This window comes from Streptomyces mutomycini (assembly GCF_001700505.1).
GTDB classification, from domain to species: Bacteria; Actinomycetota; Actinomycetes; order Streptomycetales; family Streptomycetaceae; genus Streptomyces; species Streptomyces mutomycini.
Map to the genome: position 1 here is coordinate 1 of NZ_MAPV01000101.1, position 18,397 is coordinate 18,397.

An 18,397-nucleotide genomic window follows, 5' to 3' on the forward strand; every position below is an offset into this window, starting at 1 on the left:
CAGTCGCCGAACTCCTCGGCGCACTGCGCGACTTCCCCCTCCCCACACTCCCCAAGGACGCCCCGGAGGACGACTGGCTGCTCCCCGGGGGCCCGGAGGGCGCGGGTGAGCCCGGTGCCGTCCGCAGGGGCGTCGGCTACGCCCTCGGCATGGTCCACATGCTCGGCGCCGAGGGGGCGGACGAGGTCTCCACGGCCACGGTCCGCGTCCACGACGGCGTCGCCACCGTCATCTGTGCCGCCGTCGAGACCGGCCAGGGCTTCACCACGCTCGCCCGCCAGATCGTCCAGGAGACCCTGGGCGTCGAAGAGGTCCACGTGGCCGCGGTGGACACCGACCAGCCTCCCGCGGGCCCGGCGACGCACGGCCGCCACACGTGGGTCTCGGGCGGTGCGATCGAACGCGCCGCCAAGATGGTCCGCACCCAGCTGCTCCAGCCGCTGGCCCACAAGTTCGGGATGTCCACGGAGCTGCTCCAGATCGCCGACGGCAAGATCACCTCGTACGACGGGGTGCTGTCCACGACGGTCAGCGAGGCGATGGACGGCAAGGAACTCTGGGCGACCGCCCAGTGCCGCCCCCACCCCACCGAGCCCCTGGACGAGTCCGGCCAGGGCGACGCGTTCGTCGGCCTGGCCTTCTGCGCGGTCCGCGCGGTGGTCGACGTCGACATCGAACTCGGCTCGGTCCGGGTGGTCGAGATGGCCGTGGCCCAGGACGTCGGCCGGATCCTCAACCCGTCCCAGCTGGCGACCCGCATCGAGGCGGGCGTCACCCTGGGCATCGGCGCGGCCCTCACGGAGAACCTCCGCACCGCCCGCGGCGTGATCCGCCACCCGGACCTCACCGGGTACGCCCTTCCGACGACCCTGGACGCGCCGGACATCCACATCGTGAAACTGGTCGAGGAACGCGACGTGGTGGCCCCCTTCGGCGCCAAACCGGCCTCGGCGGCCCCGGTGGTGACCTCCCCCGCGGCGGTGGCATCGGCGGTCCGCGCGGCGACGGGCCGCCCGGTCAACCGCCTCCCGATCCGTCCCCAGGCAGCGGTGGCCACGCCCAGGCCGTGACGCGTGATGCGCGCTGCACCCGCAGTACTCGTGTGCGGAGTGTCACCGACGATGACTACAGTGATGCGGGAAGTTGTGGCCAGCCGTCTACGGGGAGGGTGCTGTGCTGCCGAGTGATGGGGCCGGAGTGGCCATGACGGCCGTGCCGTTCATGGGAGTGACCACGGCGGCGGCGGCCGTCGAACTGGCCACCGAACTGACGTCGTTCACCAAGTTCCGCAATCGGATCGAAGAGATACTGATCGCCCTCAAGGAGTCCCCGGCCGACGCGAAGCAGCTCGGCCAGGACCCCATGAAACGTACGCAGTTCGGCGGCGGCGACAACCACTGGGCGGAAGCGGCGAGCCTGTTCATGTCGTACCAGACGGTGATCACCGAGCTGGAGACGCTGTCGAAGACCCTCTCGGACTCCATAGAGGGCATGAGCATCGCGGTCCTGGCCTCGCACAACGGCTACGAGAACCTGGACATCGACATCCGGCGCCGCATGCTCGAGATCTCGGACGGGGCGAAGGAGCAGTACGGGGGCGAGTACGACCCGACGCGGCAGGCCCCGGGGAAGCAGAGCGGGGGCCAGCCGTCTGCCGCAAAGCCGGCGGAGCCGAGCACGGGCGACACCGCGGGCATCCGCGGGCTCTGAACACGACGATTGCTGGTGCGAGGGACAGACGGGGGCTAGGGATGGACCACAAGGAAGCAGGACAGGGCACACCCTTCGACAGCATGACGCACGAGACCATGCTGGCCTGGCTGGACATGGCCAACAGCGGGGCGATCCAGGGTGCGTCGGACCGGTTGATCAGCGCGGCGAAGGAGATCCGCGAGATCGCGGAGGAGCTGAAGGTCCGTCCGCAGAAGGTCGAGTGGAAAGGCGAGGGCGCCACAGCCTTCCGCACCTGGAGCGAAGACCTGGCCAACGCGACGCTGCGCCTCGGCGACTACAGCGAAGGCGCGTCGAAGTGGCTGGCGCAGGCATCCGATTCGCTCGCCTCGGCCCAGGTCTCCATCCCGCGTACGGACGCGAGCGCACAGGCGAACCTGGACGCGGCGAAGGCCGCACGGAACGACCCTGACGCGTCGGCGGTGGAGAAGAAGGCCCTGGAGACCCTGGTCGCCGCGAAGGAAGCGAACCGCCAGGAGGCGGCGGCGCAGATGCGGAAGCTGGCGCAGTCGTACGCACTGTCGGCCTCGCAGCTGGACGCCCTGGAGAAGCCGGCGTTCCCGCCTCCGCCGGGGGCGATTGTTCCTGACCGTGACGATGGGGCGCTGAACGCAAGCAATAGTCGCGACTTCACCTCCGGGACCGCGAATGACGGTGCGACCGGCCATGTTCCGGTGAGCGAGGCTAGAGGCGTGGACAGTCCGGGCAGCACCGCGACCACCTCACGAGTGGTGGCAGATCAGCCCACCGTGGCCGGGTCGCCCGTTTCGCGGCAGGTGGGCATGGAGATCGCTGGAGCAGCCACGCTGCCCGACACGCCAACTGCTACGCCGCCCGCCACTGCCGGGGGAGGCAAGCCCGACGGCGCTCCTGCCCTTACAGGTCCCCTTGCAGCTGGAGGAACAGCCCTCCCGCCCAGCACCAGGGGCGGAAGGACGGCAGGCAATATGCGCCTGCCGATGCCCTCGCCAGGCGGAGCGAATCGGGGGAGCAGTATCGTCGGCAGACCTTCCCAGGAGGGAGGCATCGTCGGAGGCCGACCTGTCGCACAAACCACCAGCAGCCCGGTGGGCGGATTGGCCCGCGGGAATGTCATCGGTAGTGAAGGAACACCTGCCGGCCGACCGCCCATGGGGCAAGGCGGTGGCTCGGCTGGCCAGAGTGGCATTGTCGGTGGCCGCCGCTCGGCAGGCGAGACCGGAGGCGTAGTAGGCGGCCGTCCTCAGCAGGCTGGACGCTCGCTCGATCGGCCTTTTACTCCCGGGGGCACTGGTCTGGTTCGAGGAGCTGCAGGCGAGGGCACTCGTGGCGCCGGTGCTGTAGGACGAGGAGCGGGAAGTACTCCTCAGAGGCCAGGAGACCCGCGGTGTGAGGACCGCGAGCGTCCGGACTACCTCGTAGAGGACGAGGAGACTTGGCAACAAGGCGGTCGGCGAGCTGTGCCGCCTGTTATTGACTGAGCCCTAGACAACAGAGGAATCGGATGCGTACCAGCAGGAGCACGGGTACCCCCCGTCGAATCGCTTTGCCCGTCGTGCTGGGCCTATTGCTTGCCGTGGGTCTCTCCGCACCTGCTCAAGCCGACTCTGCTCGCTCCCAGCAGTGGCATCTCGATGCCATGAAGGCCGAGGAGATGTGGCGGGACAGTACCGGTGAGGGAGTCACTGTCGCGGTTGTCGACTCGGGCGTGGACGCGACCAATCCTGATCTCGTCGGTCGGGTCCTCAATGGGTTGAACCTCGAAGAGACCCTTCCGGGTGATGAACTTGACGACTACAGCGGCCACGGCACAGGAATGGCTGGCTTGATCTCCGGCACGGGCAAGGCTCTTGGGGGGAACGGCGCTTTCGGATTGGCTCCGGGCGCCAAGATTCTCCCTATTCGTATGCCGAAGGGGGGAGGGGGTGCGACCCAGGCTGCTGCGGAAAAGCGCTTCAATGAGAGCCTTTCGGAGGCAATTCGCTATGCCGTGGACCGTGACGCCAAGATCATCAACGTCTCGTTGGGATCTAGTGCTGGCTCGGGCGAGTTGAATGACGCAGTCGCCTATGCGCTGGCCGAGGGATCGCTCGTCTTTGCTGCGGCCGGAAACTCTGGCGACGACACAAACTTTGTTGAGTACCCTGCAGGAACGCCTGGTGTCGTGGGCGTTGGGGCCATTGGGAAAGATCTTCAAAAGACAGATGAATCGCAGTTCGGTCCTCAGGTGGACTTGTCAGCGCCGGGCGAAGAGATGATTCATGCCTGTGGCGGAGATACCGGGTTCTGCGAGTCGCACGGAACCAGTGACGCCTCCGCCCTCGCTTCCGCGTCCGCCGCCCTGATCTGGTCCAAGTACCCGGACTGGACCAACAACCAGGTCTTGCGGGTCCTGCTCAACACCGCCAGCGGTCCGACCAGCGATGCCGAGCGCAATGACTACGTGGGCTACGGCGGGGTCCGCCCCCGCATCGCGCTGACAACCCCCGGTAACCCGGGCCCCGCTGACGAGTACCCACTCCCGGATCTCGCGGCGGCCGAGTCCCCGAAGACCTCCGCCGAGCCGTCCAAGGCCACGGGCGGCTCCGAGAAGAGTGACGAGCCGGCCGACGCAGCGCCGACCACCGACGACAGCGGCAACACCGCGCTCTGGGTCGGTCTGGGCATCGGCGCGGGCGTCGTCATCGGCGCTGCAGCGGCCGTGATGGTCATCCGCGCCCGCCGTCGAAGCGCCGCCCGAGCTGTTCCGCACCCGTACCAGCCGCCGCACGGCTACCAGCAGCAGCAGCCTCCGCCTCCTTACCCGACGTACGCTCCCCCTCCCGGTGCTTCTGGGTCTGGCGCGCCATACGGCGGCCCTCCAGACCAAGGCCCCACCGCCTGAATCCGCGGGGGCGGCCGTCCGTCAGGCTCCGCACATGGGAAGCCTCATGCCGCACCACGCGATGAGGAGACTTGGCGCCAAGGCTGTCAACGCATCGTTCCACTCATTTCATTTAGCCTGCAGCACCTGTAAAGGATTCAGATGCCTAACAGCGGTACTGGAGTCGCCTGTCGCCGGGCTGTAGTCCAGGCGTTGCTCGGGGTGCTGCTGGCGGGCATCGTTCCTGCGACTGCACATGCGGATTCTGTGCGTTCAAGTCAGTGGCACCTGACAGCCATGAAGGCTGAAGAAATGTGGCGGACGAGCACCGGGGAGGGGGTAACCGTCGCCGTGATCGACACAGGGGTTGAGGTGAACGAAGACCTTGACGGTCAGATTCTCGACGGGAAAGACCTGGCCACTGGTTTGTCTGGAGATGAACACACGGACTTCGACGGGCATGGCACCTCGATGGCTGGTCTCATCGCGGGCACGGGAAAAAGTAGAGGAGGGGGCGGCGCTTTCGGGCTTGCCCCCGGGGTAAAGATTCTTCCCATTCGCCTGTCTGACTCCATGAAGGCAGCGAACCAGGCGGCAGCGGACAGGAAATTCAACGCGGAGATCCCTACTGCCATCCGGTACGCCGTCGATGAAGGGGCCAAGGTAGTCAATATTTCCTTGGGTCATACGACCGAATCGTCGGGGTTGACGGATGCTGTCGAGTATGCGCTGGAGAAGGACGCGCTGATCTTTGCGTCGGTGGGAAACAGTGGTAACAAGGCCAATTTGGTCGAGTATCCGGCAGGTACGCCTGGAGTCGTAGGTGTGGGTGCTATCGGCCAGAATCTCCAGAAGACCGAGGAGTCACAGTACGGTTCGCAGGTGGATCTCTCGGCTCCTGGCGAGAACCTGGTCTATGCGTGCGCGGGCGAGACCGGCCTGTGTCGAGGGCATGGGTCCAGTGGCGCTTCAGCCCTCGCTTCCGCGTCCGCCGCCCTCATCTGGTCCAAGTACCCGGACTGGACCAACAACCAAGTCCTTCGGGTCCTGCTCAACACGGCCGGTGGGCCGACCACCGGTGAGGAGCGTGCGGATGACATCGGATACGGCATCGTCCGCCCCCGGATTGCTCTGAAGACTCCGGGCGACCCCGGCCCCGCCGATGAGTACCCGCTCCCCGACCTCGCGGCGGCCGAGTCCCCGAAGCCCTCGGCCGAACCGTCCAAGGTCACGGGTGGTTCCGAGGAGAGCGACAAGCCGGCCGCAGCAGCGCCGGCCTCCGACGAGAGCGGCAATACGACGCTCTGGATCGGTCTGGGCATCGGTGCGGCCGCCCTCATCGGCGCTGCGGTGGCAGTCATGGCCATCCGTTCCCGCCGCCGGAGCGCCGCGCGCACTGCCCCGCACCCGCATCCGTACCAGCAGCAACCGCAGCCCCCGTACCTGTCGTACGGGCCCCCGTCCGGCGCTCCTGGATCCGGTGCACCGTACGGCGGCCCTCCAGGCCAAGGCCCCAACGTCTGAATCCGCATGGGGGTGGCCCGTCAGGCTCCCTACCCGGGAAGCCTCAGGCCTCGGCTGTCGGCGACGCGGAGGGCGTCGGTCAGGCGAACATCCCGGCGACCCCGAACGCGGCGACCCGCCCCACTGCAAGAGCCGCGTCCGACGGCTGCCGCGTCGCGTGTGGCCGGGCCTGCCAGTACAGCCGGTACGGGCCGACCAACGCCACGACGAGAAACGCCGCGGGGTGTGACGAACAAGAAGATGACGACTGCCACGCGCGCTCCCCATGATCCCGGTCCTCCGGGCCCGTCTCGGGCGAGGGGCCAGATCCTACGTCGGTGCCTTGGGGGCGCGGCAACGCGGCGGCGCCGGGCGGGTGTTCCGCGCCGGCGCCGTGGTGGAGACCGTGACCGGATTCGAACCGGTGTAACTCGAGTTGCAGTCGAGCCCCTGAGCCTCTCGGGCACACGGTCGGGTGGTGTCGCTTTCCTCTGCTCATGACCGTACGGCTGCGACATGGACGCCATCAAGGGACGGGGGCCTGCCGCAACGCGACTGCCATACGGCGTTCATGAACAGTGGCGGGACCGAGTCGTGACCGTGTGGAGGCCGGGATGTCGGTACTCGGCCGCGCTCGACCGGAGTTTCGGAGAGTGCGTTGTCCGTCGCCCTCGGTGGAGATGCAGGCGATACGGTGAGTAGGTCGGTGGCCGCGCGGGTGGGGCGGAGCGGTCTGCGCAGGAGTACTTGGGGGAATTCGTGTCGTTCGAGGAAGAATGGGCTGAACTGCGCGCGGCGGCGGTGCAGCGGAGCGCCATGCAGATCAACAGCGTTCCGGCCGAAGGGGGAGGGCGGAGTGGGGCCGCCGACCTTGTGGTCAATCGGGGCGACCTCGGAGCTATCGGAAATGACGCCTATGGCCTGAGGGTGAGGTTGTCGAAGGAAGGTGACCTCGCTCGGCCTTCCACTTTCGATGCGGCGATCGCGCTCACCAACGGCAACTTCGCGAGTGGTGCAGCGGTGCTCAAGGTGCACGACTTCTGGCAGAGGCATCTGAAGACGCTACTCGACTCCTGTGCGCACATTTCGAATCATTTGGATTACACCAAGGCCCAGCATGCGAAGGACGAAGTGAGGATCGAGGGAGATCTGGCGCCGATCTCCAAACTCACGGAATACATGAAGTAGGGCTCGGGGGGAAACGCGCATGCTGAATTACGATGACATTGTCGATGCCCCGATGGCGAAGTTGAAGGCTGCGGCCGACGACTGGTCGGAAATGGCGGGCAAGCTGGACAAGCTTGCGACCGATGCCGCTGACGGGATGAAGGTCAAGGCGGACAAGGCGGACTGGGAAGGGCTGAACGCAGGGGTCACCAAGGCGTTCGTCAGCAAGACGGCCAAGGAGTTCGCGGACGCCGCAGCCGAGGCCAAGGGCGTGAAGGTGATCCTCGAAGAGGGGCACGCGGCTATCAAGAAAGCCAAGGACGACCTGGTTAACATCCGGGACCACGAAGGACCCGCGGCCGGGATCCGTGTGGACGGCAACGGTAAGGTCTCCGCACGCCACCCGGTCGAGGACATCCCTCCCGCACAGCGCGCGCACGACCCCGACTATCCCGAGCTGGCACGGCAGCAGAAGGAGAACATCGCCGCCTGGCAGAAGAAGATCGACCTGATCGTCGACAACTGCAACGATACCGATGTGTCCTTCAAGAACTCCCTTGAGGCCAACGTCACCAGCCGCAAGGACTTCAGCGCCCCGAAGTACACGAAGATGGACCAGGAAGAGGCCCACAGGGCCGCCGGCCTGGTCGCCAAAGGGCGCGACATCACGCACACCGAACTCCAGGCGCTCAACGAACTACTTCGCGACAACAGTAAATCTATTGAGTTCTCTAAAAGCTTCTACGAGAAGCTTGGACCGGAGAAGTCGCTTACCTTTTTTGGTCAGCTCTCGACCAGTACGTACGTGTACCCCAAGGTCGACAGTGAGCGGCTCAAGGATGTTCAGGCGCTGCAGAAGAACCTGGGGCTCAACCTCGCCACGGCCTCTCAAGACAAGGCATTTACCGCCGAGTGGGGACCCGACCTGCGCAAGCTTGGTACGGAACGCATTCCGTTGGCGAAGAACGACTACGGCGGGCCGTTCGGCTACCAGCTCCTCGGCGGGATCATGCGGTACGGGAACTACGACGCAAAGTTCCTGAACCCGATTGCCGAGCACGTCGCACAGTTGCACCAGAAGGATCCGTTCAGGTTTGGCGGCAACAAGGAGTCGAACCATTCGTTCAAGAACCCGTTTAACCCCTCGGGTGTGAACGGAGCCGGATACGACCCGACCGTCTCCGTGCTGCAAGCGCTCGGCAACAGCCCGGACGCAGCCAAGCACTTCTTCACTGACGCTCCGACCGCGTACAACGAAGACGGCACGGTCAAGAAGAGCGGCGAGGCTGACCTCGGGAAGGACGAGGAGGGCGGTCCGATCAACAACTATCTCGACTTCTTCGGCAACGAGAAGTGGGAGTCGTTCGGGGACATTGATCGGGACGACGAGGCTAAGCGCGAAACGGCACTGGGCTATATGCCAGATGCGCTGGGTCAGGCCCTGGAGGCGGCGACGCTTGGGTATCCGGCCGGTCACCCGGATGCGGGCGTGGCGCGGGACGCGGACAACGCCGTGGTGATGCAGCAGGTCATGGAGAAGTACGGTGCTGACGCCGCCTTGTTGAAGAAACACGAGGCGATGGCCGACAGCCTGGGAATCATGGGTGCCGGCTATATCGACGACATCAATTGGGCGTTGGACAAGGGGCGACCGGACAGCATCTTCGCTCCCGGACAGAACTCTGAAGGTCACTTGCCTTTCGCAGAGGGCGAGGAGCAGAGGAACGTCGCACGCGGGTTCCTCAGCGCCCTCGGCCAGCATCCGGACGCCTACGCGACGGTCTCGGCCGCGGAGCAGGTCTACACCAGAAGCGCCCTGGAGGGCCAAGTAGGTTCCGAAGGTCAGATCGACAAGGGAGCCGCGCGGTCCATCGTCCATGTCGGTGCCGAGGTGCAGGGAATGCTCGACCAATCCCGTGCCGACCAGGTCGAGGCGGAGTACATGAAAACGCATGAGGACTACGAGAAGGCGGTGGCCAAGCGAGCGGGCTGGATCGAGTTCGGCGCAGCGGCCGGAGTTGCGGCGGGCGTCGCTTTCCTGCCGGCTACGGCCGCAGTGGGCACGGCTGCGGTGCTCATCCCGCTGGCGACCGATACGGCGAGCGGAGCTATGGAGCAAGTCATCGGTCAGGTCGTCGGGGACATCTCGGATAAATCAGTCGAAAAGAGCAAGGAAAAAGAGGAGGAGCTGACCCTGACGGAGTGGAACAGTATCTACCGTTCCGGTGAGTCCATGGCTGAGGCCCCGATGGAAACATTCATGGCGCGAAACGGTATCGCTACGGCGAGTGAATTTGGCTTTGACTTGAAAGAGTCGATGAGGAGCGGCTATTCGACGGGCAACGATCGCGAGAACCAGCAGGGCAGGGCTCCGGAAACCGACTGACGAGGCAGGAGTTAAGGCGCATAAATGAAGGATGCGGGAGTCGTGCGAGTGAGACGTTCGTTTGTTGTCGTGGGCCTGGTATTGACCGTGAGTGTGGGGTTGGTTTCCTGCGGAGCTGACGAGGCGAAGGAGGAGGAGGAGACGTTCGTAGGCGCCGACGAGGTATGTGACGGTCTCTTCGATGGTCCGTTGGCGAGGCGGGTTGAGGTGGTCACAGGTGACACCGAGTTCTTTGCGACGGGCGCCAAGGGTAAGGCGATGAGTGATGTTGTCGACGCGCTGAAACGCGGATACGAGTCCGGCCGCAGCTGGGCAACCGGAGGGGATCTGTGTGAGCTGGACCCGAAGGGCGGACGGCTGGGGGAGGGAGCGGGCATCAAGTTCTCCATGTATGCGCCGCAGGACGTGGAAGATGCAAAGGGGCAGGCCGGCACGGAGCTGTACAGCATGGGGAAAAGGTCTGAGGTGGGGGAGAAGAGCGCGTCGCTCTACTTGGAGTGCATAAGCCCACAGGTCGAGGGATCGGAAGAGGTTCCGCTCCGCATCCACGGAGGTTTCGGACACGGCGAGAGCGATGCGCCCGACAACCGTCGATTCCGTAACGCCAACATGGAGATCCTCCACGCTGGAGCGCTTGCCCTCGTTAAGGAGCTGGACTGCAAGGACCGTGCAGGGCTGCCCGAAACCCCGGTTCTCGAGCCGAAATAGGCGACGACCACTTCATGAACGCGCGAGGCTAGCGTCCTGGGCCAGCACCCAGAGGCGTACGCCACGCTGTCCACTGCTGAGCAGGTGTACATGGCGAGTGCGCTCGAGGCCCAGGTGGGCCCTGGCGGGAATCCAGACCCTGGGGGTGCCAGGTCTGTGGTGTGCCGAGGTACAGGGGATGCTCGATCAGTCCAGGGCTGACCAGGTCGAGGCGGATCGCATGAAGAGCCATGAGGACTACGAGAAAGCCGTGGCCGAGCGGGCAGGGTGGGTGGAGTTCGGTGCCACGGTCGGTGTCGCGGCTGGTGTTGCTTTCCTTCCTGTGACCGCGGCAGTGGGCACGGCCGCGGTGCTCGTTACCCTGGCGACTGACACAGCCACCGGGGCTGCGGAGCAGGTTATCGGCCAGGTCGTCGGAGATTTCTCGGAAAAATCGGTGGATAAGAGCAAGGAGAGGGCCGAGGACCTCACCGTGGAGGAATGGAATAATATTTTCCGATCCGGTGAGGCCATGGTCGAAGCTCCAAAGGAAGACTTCATCGAGAGGTACGCATCCGGCGAAGAATACAAGGAATTTCGTCAAGAAATGATTGAGTCCCTCGCCCTCGGCTATTTGCAAGGTAACGGCCGTGTGTACCAGCAAGGCAGTGCCCCGGAAATCGGCTGATCAAGACAGAGAGGGGCTCGGGGATGGGTGCCTTGGAGTGGGAGCGGATGAGGCGATTGCTTTCGGTCGCCGGTTTGGTGATGATCTTGGGCGCTGGGGGTGCGGCCTGCGATTCAGGCAAGGAACGGGAAGAGCAACACAGGGCTTACGTCGGGGCCGTTGAGGTGTGTGGCAGTTTGTTCGCTGGTTCGGTGGCGAAGATGGTCGAAGACGTGACGGGCCAGAAAATGTTCGCCTGGAGCAGCTCGAAGGGCATGGAGAAGGTTGTTCGAGCGCTCAAGGATGGGTATGAGTCCGGGCGTAGTTGGGCTGCTGGGGATGAGCTGTGCCGTTTGGTTCGGAAGGGGGCAAGGCCTACCGAACCGAAAGGCGGAGTGAAGTTCTCGATGTACGCTCCTCATGACGTGGGCGATCTTAGACTTCCGGCCGGCTCTGAGCTTTACACCATGGGTAAGCAGTCCGAGGTCGGGCGAAGCGGGGCTTCACTCTATTTCGAGTGCGTCACTCCGCAGTTGGAAGGTTCTGAGAAGCGTCCATTGCGGATTCTGGGTTCTTTTGGGCGCGGTGAGAGCGATGCGCCTGACACGCGGGAGTACCGCAACCTGAACATGACCATCCTGCATGCCGTGTCGCTCAAGTTGGTCAGGGAACTCGACTGCGCGAACAACGGTGGTCTGCCGAAGTCTCCCGTACTCACGCCGAAGTAACTCGCCACCGCCGGGTCTGTCATCCGACGGCATGCCCGGCGGTCCTTCAGACGTACGCAGACGTGAACGGCCGCCCCACACCACGGAGGCGGCCGTTCGCGTTCACAGTCCGGGCGGGCCGGGGTCCTACGACCAAGGGACCGGCCCGATACCGCCCACCGACAGGGGTCACCCGGTGCGACGGCCCTTACTCTGGAGCGCATGACTGCCCTGGAACCCCGTGACGCCGAGGTCACCGCCGCCCTCGTCGAGACCACCGCCGTCGAACCGGCGGAAGGCGTTCTCGGGCGGACCCACCGGGCGCTCAGCATCGGCATCGTCTCGGTCGTCCTGCTCATCGCCTTCGAGGCCACCGCCGTCGGCACCGCGATGCCGGTCGCGGCCAGGGAGCTGCACGGCATCCCGCTCTACGCGTTCGCCTTCTCCGCGTACTTCACCACCAGCCTCTTCGCCATGGTGCTGTCCGGTCAGTGGGCCGACCGGCGCGGGCCGCTCGCCCCGCTCGCCATGGGGATCGGGGCGTTCGGCGTGGGTCTGCTGCTCTCCGGGACCGCGGGGAACATGTGGACGTTCATCCTGGGGCGGGCCGTCCAGGGCGTCGGCGGCGGGCTCGTGATCGTGGCGCTGTACGTGGTCATCGGGCGGGCCTACCCGGAGCGGATCCGGCCGAGCATCATGGCCGCGTTCTCGGCGGCCTGGATCGTCCCGTCCGTCGTCGGCCCACTCGCCTCGGGGACCGTGACCGAGCACCTCGGGTGGCGCTGGGTCTTCGTCGGCATCCCGGTCCTCATCCTCCTGCCGCTGGGCCTCGCGCTGCCCGCGATCCGGCGGATGGCGGGTGGGCCGGCCGACGCGCGGGCGGCGGCGGAGCCGTTCGACGGGCGGCGCATCCGGCTCGCGCTCGGGATCTCGGCGGGTGCCGGGCTGCTCCAGTACGCAGGTCAGGAGTTGCGGTGGCTCTCGCTGGTCCCGGCGCTGGCCGGTGCCGCGCTGCTCGTCCCCGCCGTGCGCGGGCTGCTGCCCCAGGGGACCGTACGGGCCGCGCGGGGGCTGCCCGCGGTGATCCTGCTGCGGGGGATATCGGCCGGCTCCTTCATCGTCGCCGAGTCCTTCGTCCCGCTGATGCTCGTGACCCAGCGCGGCCTGTCCCCGACGATGGCCGGCCTCTCCCTGGCCGCCGGCGGGCTGACCTGGGCGCTCGGATCGTACGTACTGGCCCGGCCCCGGCTGGAGCCGCACCGGGGTGCGCTCATGACGGCGGGCATGGTGCTCGTGACCCTGTCGATCGTCGCCGCCCCGAGCGTGCTGATCGAGGCGGTACCGGTGTGGACCCTGGCCGTGGTCTGGGGTGTCGGCTGTTTCGGCATGGGCATGGTGATCGCTTCGACGAGCGTGCTGCTGCTGAAGCTGTCAGCACCGGAGGAGGCGGGGGCCAACTCCGCCGCGCTCCAGATCTCGGACGGGCTCTCCAACGCGCTGCTGCTCGCCGCAGGTGGTGCGGCGTTCGCCGCGCTCGGCGGCGGTGCGGTGGGCGCGGCGGCCCACGGAGCTGTGGGCAGCGGCGCGGTTGCGGCGCATCCGGGCGCCTTCACGGTCGTGTTCCTGCCGATGGCGGCGGTCGCGCTGGTGGGCGTGTGGGTGGCCACGCGGGTACGGACGGACGTGTAGCACCGCGTGGTTGGTGTGCCAAGGTGCGCTGGACATGACCAAGATCGCGGAGCGGCTGCCCGGGTTCGCGAAGTAACTGCTTCCTGTGAAGCGGGTCTCAGCAGTGCCGAGGCACGGCGGATTCGTACGGGGTTCCGCCCCGCCCGCCGGTAGGGTGGCCCGGTTGTCGTATCGCGTACGGGCTGCTTCCGGCCCGTACGGACAGCGCCCCACGTACCCGAGTGCCCCGAACCGGAGACCGTGACTACTACCGCCTCCCACCACCTCTCACCCGCCTTTCCCGGCCGCGCCCCATGGGGGACCGCCGGGAAGCTGCGCGCCTGGCAGCAGGGTGCCATGGAGAAGTACATCCAGGATCAGCCGCGCGACTTCCTCGCGGTCGCGACGCCCGGCGCCGGGAAGACCACCTTCGCGCTGACCCTCGCCTCATGGCTGCTGCACCACCACGTGGTGCAGCAGATCACCGTCGTGGCGCCCACCGAGCACCTCAAGAAGCAGTGGGCGGAGGCCGCCGCCCGCATAGGCATCAAGCTCGACCCCGAGTACAGCGCCGGGCCCGTGAGCAAGGAGTACCACGGGGTCGCGATCACGTACGCCGGTGTCGGGGTGCGCCCCATGCTGCACCGCAACCGGTGCGAGCAGCGCAAGACCCTGGTGATCCTGGACGAGATCCACCACGCCGGTGACTCGAAGTCCTGGGGCGAGGCCTGCCAGGAGGCGTTCGATCCGGCGACGCGTCGCCTCGCGCTCACCGGTACGCCCTTCCGGTCCGACACCAACCCGATCCCGTTCGTCGCGTACGAGGAGGGCAACGACGGCATCCGCCGCTCCTCGGCCGACTACACGTACGGCTACGGCAACGCGCTCGCCGATGGGGTCGTGCGCCCCGTGATCTTCCTCAGCTACAGCGGCAACATGCGCTGGCGCACCAAGGCCGGAGACGAGATCGCGGCCCGGCTCGGCGAGCCGATGACCAAGGACGCCATCGGGCAGGCATGGCGCACCGCGCTCTCGCCCACCGGCGACTGGATTCCCAACGTGCTGTCCGCCGCCGACAAGCGGCTGACCGAGGTACGCAAGGGCATTCCGGACGCCGGCGGGCTGGTCATCGCGACGGACCAGGAGTCGGCGCGCGCGTACGCCAAGATCCTCAAGTCGGTCACCGGTGAGAAGCCGACGGTGGTCCTCTCCGACGAGAAGGCCGCGTCCAAGAACATCGACAGGTTCAGCCAGGACGGGTCGCGCTGGATGGTCGCGGTCCGGATGGTGTCGGAGGGCGTCGACGTGCCCCGGCTCGCGGTCGGTGTGTACGCGACGACCATCTCGACGCCGTTGTTCTTCGCCCAGGCCGTCGGCCGTTTCGTGCGGTCGCGGCGCCGGGGCGAGACCGCCTCCGTCTTCGTGCCGACGATCCCGATGCTGCTCGACTTCGCGAACGAGATGGAGGTCGAGCGCGACCACGTGCTCGACAAGCCGAAGAAGGGCAGTGACGAGGAGAACCCCTTCGCCGAGGAGGACCAGCTCCTCGCGGACGCGGAGAAGCTGGAGGACGAGGAGACCGAGGACCAGCTGCCCTTCGAGGCGCTCGAGTCGGACGCGGTCTTCGACCGGGTGCTGTACGACGGTGCCGAATTCGGCATGCAGGCGCACCCGGGGAGCGAGGAGGAGCAGGACTACCTGGGTATCCCGGGTCTCCTCGAACCCGACCAGGTGCAGCTGCTGCTCCAGAAGCGGCAGACCCGGCAGATCGCGCACAGCCGCCAGAAGCCGGCCGCGGAGGCCGATCTCCTGGAGAAGGCCGCGGAGGACCGGCCCGTGGTCACGCACAAGAAGCTGCTGGAGCTGCGCAAGCAGCTGAACACGATGGTGTCCGCGTACACGCACCAGAGCGGCAAGCCGCACGGGGTGATCCACACCGAGCTGCGGAGGGTGTGCGGCGGTCCCCCGAGCGCGGAGGCGACGGCGGGGCAGATCCAGGACCGGATCAAGAAGGTCCAGGAGTGGGCCACCCGGATGCGGTGAGCCCGGCCGGACGGGCCCGGCAGGCCCCGGCACGGGAGCGGCGTGATCCGCCTCCGCGCCGGGGCCGCGGTGTCATCGGGGCAGGGCGTCGGGCACCTCGGCGGGGAGTTTCGCCTGTGCGGCGCAGCCGAGTTTCTCCGCCACGGCGCGGGATACGGCGTTGAGGATGGTCATGCGTCCCTTTCCGTCGGGGTTGACCTGGCCCCGGGCGGAATACATGTCCGCTTTGACATAGGGCTTCTTGCCGTCGGATCCTTCCGTAGGACACGCGAAGTAGAGCGAGGTGCCCTGGTCGCCACTCGCCCTGGCGAACAGGCCCACAGGAAAGAACATTTCACCCGAGTCACTCGCCTTGTTCTCTTGAGCAAGGTCAGGGTGGCTGTGCCACGCAGAAAAGCTGATGTCGAGCAGCGGGAAGTCACTCCCGTCGGCCTTGTAGATGACGCACGTGTTCTTCTCGGTCGGCTTGGCACGAAGAGTCTTCGCCGCGAGGCCCAGGGAGAAAGGGCGCAGGGCCACAGACTTGTCGGTCCCCTGGAACTCGTTGAACCGCTCCGTGCCGCCCAGGCTTTCCAGGGCTGTCGCCGCCGTCTTGTCCAGTGTCCCGTCGCAGACCTGGGACGCGGACAGCACATCCGGCTTCTCCACGCCGTCGCCGTCGTTGCCGCACGCAGTGCCACCGGCGGCCAGCAACAATGCTCCGGATGCAGCCATGAGTAGTCTTTTCCTCATCGGACTCCTGCTCTTCGATCCTCCGGTCGGCCGGTCAGTCCTTGTAGGCGGGACGCCCGCGATAGTCGCCCTGAATTGTTCCGGTGCCGAGATAGCCGCCTTCGATATCCTGTTTCCACTGCGCACGGTTGATGGCATCGGCTTGTTTCGGATTCTGGTCGAGATATGTCTGGTACGAATCGCCGAGTTGGGCGGTTCCCTGCCGGTAGAACTCGCTGCTCGTGGTCTGCGCCTTCTCCGTCGGGTCCTCCTCCGCCCCGTCGACACCCTTGTCGATCTCGTGCCCGATAAAGGTGTTGACGGCCTCACCGACGGTGTCGGTGACCAGCGGCGCGATCGCCACGCCCGCGACAGTGGTGCCGGGCACGGGTAGGGCGGCGACGCTTCCTCCCACCACGATGCCGGCACCCAGACCGATCCAGTCCCCCGATCGTGCCAAGGATTTGTTGGCCTCTTCGGAGTCGGCCGTGTATGTCGTTTCTGCCTGCTGCACGCGTGCCTGGTCCAGAATGCCGCGCGCTTCGGCACCCGTGGTCATCGCATCGTGCGCGTGGTCCATGCTCGCCGCATCGGTCGCAGGGAAGGCGTCCATCGCGCTGAGCGTGTACAGGTGCTGTGCCGCCGAGACGACACCGTGGGACGTCTCGTTCTGTCCCAGCACGCTGAGGAAATTGATGGCGCCCTGATCGGTGAAGTTCGCCCGCCCCGCATACTTCGGGGGGAACGCTTCGGCGTCCGTCGCCGAGTCGCCAAGCCCCGACAGGCTGTAGTCGATGTCGTCGATGTACGCCGCGCCCATCTTGCCCAGGCTGTCCGCGAGCTCCGACTGCTTGTGCAGCATCTCGGGGCCCTTCTCGCTCCCGTACAGGTACGCCACCTGCTCCATGACCCCTGCCGTCGCCGCCGTGCGGTGGTCCCCGCTGCCGGGGTGCAGGGGGTCCTTGCCGGTCATCGGGTCGGAGTCGTACGCGTAACCGGTGGTGGCGGACTCCAGCGCGTGGCCCAGCGCGTCCTTGCCGGCGTTGAACTTGCTGTCGCCGTCGAGCGTCGGGTCCGCGAGCCAGATGCGGTCCTGGGTCAGGTACTTGAGGTGCTCGTTGACCTCACCGGCCTTGTCGACCGGGTCCTCTCCGCTGCCGGGCTGGGCGAAGAACTGGGTGGAGGCGTCGGGGTTGTGGCCCAGGGCTTGCATGAAGCCCGTCATCGGGTCGCGGCCCCGATCGTTCTTGTCCCAGAAGTTGAGGTCGCCCTGGTTCCAGTTGTTGACCCAGGGGCTCATGTCCTCGACGTTGCGTTCCTTGTCGTACGCGATGAGCTTGTCGCCGTAGGAGTTGAGGAACTGGTCGTCGTAGTCGCCGAACCGCATGAGGTTGCTCATGACGCCGAAGCCCGTGGGGTCGTTAGCATCGTCGATGCCGAGCCGGTCCGGGCCCAGCTTCACCATCTTCTCCTCCCAGCCCTGCATCTTGGCGCTGTCGGAGAGCGTGGCCGTGCCCAGCGTGATGCCGAGGTTCTTCTGGAGCTTCTTCGCTTGTTCGTAGAACTTGGGGTCCCTCCCCATGCCCTGGTACGGGTCGGCAACTCCTGCGTAGAACTCGAGGAGCTTCTTCGGTTCCACCTGGGTGGCGAAGCGCTCGGCGAAGAGCGGGTCGTTCTTGTAGGTGGCCAGGGTGGTATTGACGGTGTTCAGCTCGGTCAGCGTGACGTCGTGCGGGTCCTTCTTGAGGATCTTGGCGACCTTCTCCGCCTCCGCCACAGCCTTGGCCGCCGAGTCCCGGTCCGCGTAGCTGGCATCTGAGAAGCCGTGCTTGGCCTGGTCGACCAGGAGCGTGAGGACCTTCGCCGCGGAGGTGTCGCTCTCCGTGGCCTTCTTCATGATGTTCTGGATTTCGTTCCGGAACACATCGACGTCCTGCTGGGTGGGCTCCGGTGCCGTGCCGGCCTTTGCCGCCGGATCGGGGCGGGCACTCACGGTGAAGGAGCCCTCGCCTGTGTCACGCACAATGAGGCTGCTCTTCAGGCCGCGTTCGATGGCCGCGTTCAGCTGTGTGCGACAAGCGACCAGTTCGCCACGGGTGTCTGAGACGATTCTCTTGATCGTTTCAGCCTGGGTGTGGGCATCGGCGAACTCACCTGCCGTCTTGTCCACGAAAGCGCGGGTGACTGTTGCGTTTTCGCCGGCCCAGTTCGCCTTGTTGGCCTTGGCTTCGAGGTCGTCCTTCGCGTTCCCCTGGAGGACCTTGAGCTTGGCGACCATCTATTCC

13 protein-coding genes, 1 tRNA gene and 1 pseudogene are annotated in these 18,397 nt (G+C 66.3%); 12 read left to right on the forward strand and 3 right to left on the reverse strand.

Annotated features, from left to right (window positions below; genetic code table 11):
* The 5 genes from BFF76_RS15865 to mycP (BFF76_RS15885) all read left to right on the forward strand — a co-directional run.
* On the forward strand, positions 1 to 1,070 hold a 1,070-nt coding region (locus tag BFF76_RS15865; protein ID WP_167359499.1), incomplete at its 5' end, for a molybdopterin cofactor-binding domain-containing protein.
* Positions 1,071 to 1,173: 103 nt separating this feature from the next.
* On the forward strand, positions 1,174 to 1,710 hold the full coding sequence (locus BFF76_RS15870; RefSeq protein WP_244167287.1) for a hypothetical protein: 537 nt from the start codon (positions 1,174 to 1,176) through the stop codon (positions 1,708 to 1,710).
* Positions 1,711 to 1,751: 41 nt separating this feature from the next.
* A complete protein-coding gene (locus tag BFF76_RS32690) occupies positions 1,752 to 3,191 on the forward strand; it encodes a hypothetical protein (RefSeq protein WP_141695609.1) in 1,440 nt (479 codons plus the stop codon).
* Between the two features lie 23 nt (positions 3,192 to 3,214).
* Positions 3,215 to 4,594, forward strand: a complete 1,380-nt coding sequence (gene mycP / locus BFF76_RS15880) for a type VII secretion-associated serine protease mycosin (RefSeq protein ID WP_065848454.1) — start codon at positions 3,215 to 3,217, stop codon at positions 4,592 to 4,594.
* Positions 4,595 to 4,735: 141 nt separating this feature from the next.
* Entirely contained in the window at positions 4,736 to 6,097 is a 1,362-nt protein-coding gene (mycP, locus tag BFF76_RS15885; RefSeq protein ID WP_065848455.1) for a type VII secretion-associated serine protease mycosin, read from the forward strand.
* 377 nt (positions 6,098 to 6,474) lie between these two features.
* Here the strand turns inward: mycP (BFF76_RS15885) and BFF76_RS15890 are convergent.
* Positions 6,475 to 6,549 (reverse strand) — tRNA-Cys (locus BFF76_RS15890).
* A gap of 286 nt (positions 6,550 to 6,835) precedes the next feature.
* On the opposite strand from BFF76_RS15890, the gene BFF76_RS15895 reads away from it, so the two are divergent.
* The 7 genes and pseudogenes from BFF76_RS15895 to BFF76_RS15925 all read left to right on the forward strand — a co-directional run bounded on the left by BFF76_RS15895 (position 6,836) and on the right by BFF76_RS15925 (position 15,401).
* Positions 6,836 to 7,264 (forward strand): hypothetical protein, encoded by a 429-nt coding sequence (locus BFF76_RS15895; protein WP_031100115.1) that lies wholly within the window; start codon positions 6,836 to 6,838, stop codon positions 7,262 to 7,264.
* 19 nt (positions 7,265 to 7,283) lie between these two features.
* Complete coding sequence (locus tag BFF76_RS15900) at positions 7,284 to 9,629, forward strand: hypothetical protein (protein WP_065848456.1); 2,346 nt, start codon at positions 7,284 to 7,286, stop codon at positions 9,627 to 9,629.
* A 24-nt stretch (positions 9,630 to 9,653) separates the two neighbouring features.
* Positions 9,654 to 10,337, forward strand: a complete 684-nt coding sequence (locus BFF76_RS15905; RefSeq protein WP_051834785.1) for a hypothetical protein — start codon at positions 9,654 to 9,656, stop codon at positions 10,335 to 10,337.
* 30 nt (positions 10,338 to 10,367) lie between these two features.
* Positions 10,368 to 11,004: pseudogene (locus BFF76_RS15910) on the forward strand (hypothetical protein); the annotation flags it as partial.
* Positions 11,005 to 11,027: 23 nt separating this feature from the next.
* Positions 11,028 to 11,711: a hypothetical protein gene (locus BFF76_RS15915; RefSeq protein WP_065848457.1), complete on the forward strand. Its 684-nt coding sequence runs from the start codon at positions 11,028 to 11,030 to the stop codon at positions 11,709 to 11,711.
* Between the two features lie 201 nt (positions 11,712 to 11,912).
* Positions 11,913 to 13,379: an MFS transporter gene (locus BFF76_RS15920; RefSeq protein WP_031100124.1), complete on the forward strand. Its 1,467-nt coding sequence runs from the start codon at positions 11,913 to 11,915 to the stop codon at positions 13,377 to 13,379.
* Positions 13,380 to 13,619: 240 nt separating this feature from the next.
* On the forward strand, positions 13,620 to 15,401 hold the full coding sequence (locus tag BFF76_RS15925) for a DEAD/DEAH box helicase (protein ID WP_053929421.1): 1,782 nt from the start codon (positions 13,620 to 13,622) through the stop codon (positions 15,399 to 15,401).
* Between the two features lie 72 nt (positions 15,402 to 15,473).
* Here BFF76_RS15925 and BFF76_RS15930 read toward each other — a convergent pair whose 3' ends face one another.
* Entirely contained in the window at positions 15,474 to 16,115 is a 642-nt protein-coding gene (locus BFF76_RS15930) for a hypothetical protein (protein ID WP_141695611.1), read from the reverse strand.
* A gap of 52 nt (positions 16,116 to 16,167) precedes the next feature.
* Positions 16,168 to 18,390 (reverse strand): DUF6571 family protein, encoded by a 2,223-nt coding sequence (locus tag BFF76_RS15935; RefSeq protein ID WP_338058037.1) that lies wholly within the window; start codon positions 18,388 to 18,390, stop codon positions 16,168 to 16,170.
* Positions 18,391 to 18,397 lie beyond the last annotated feature (7 nt).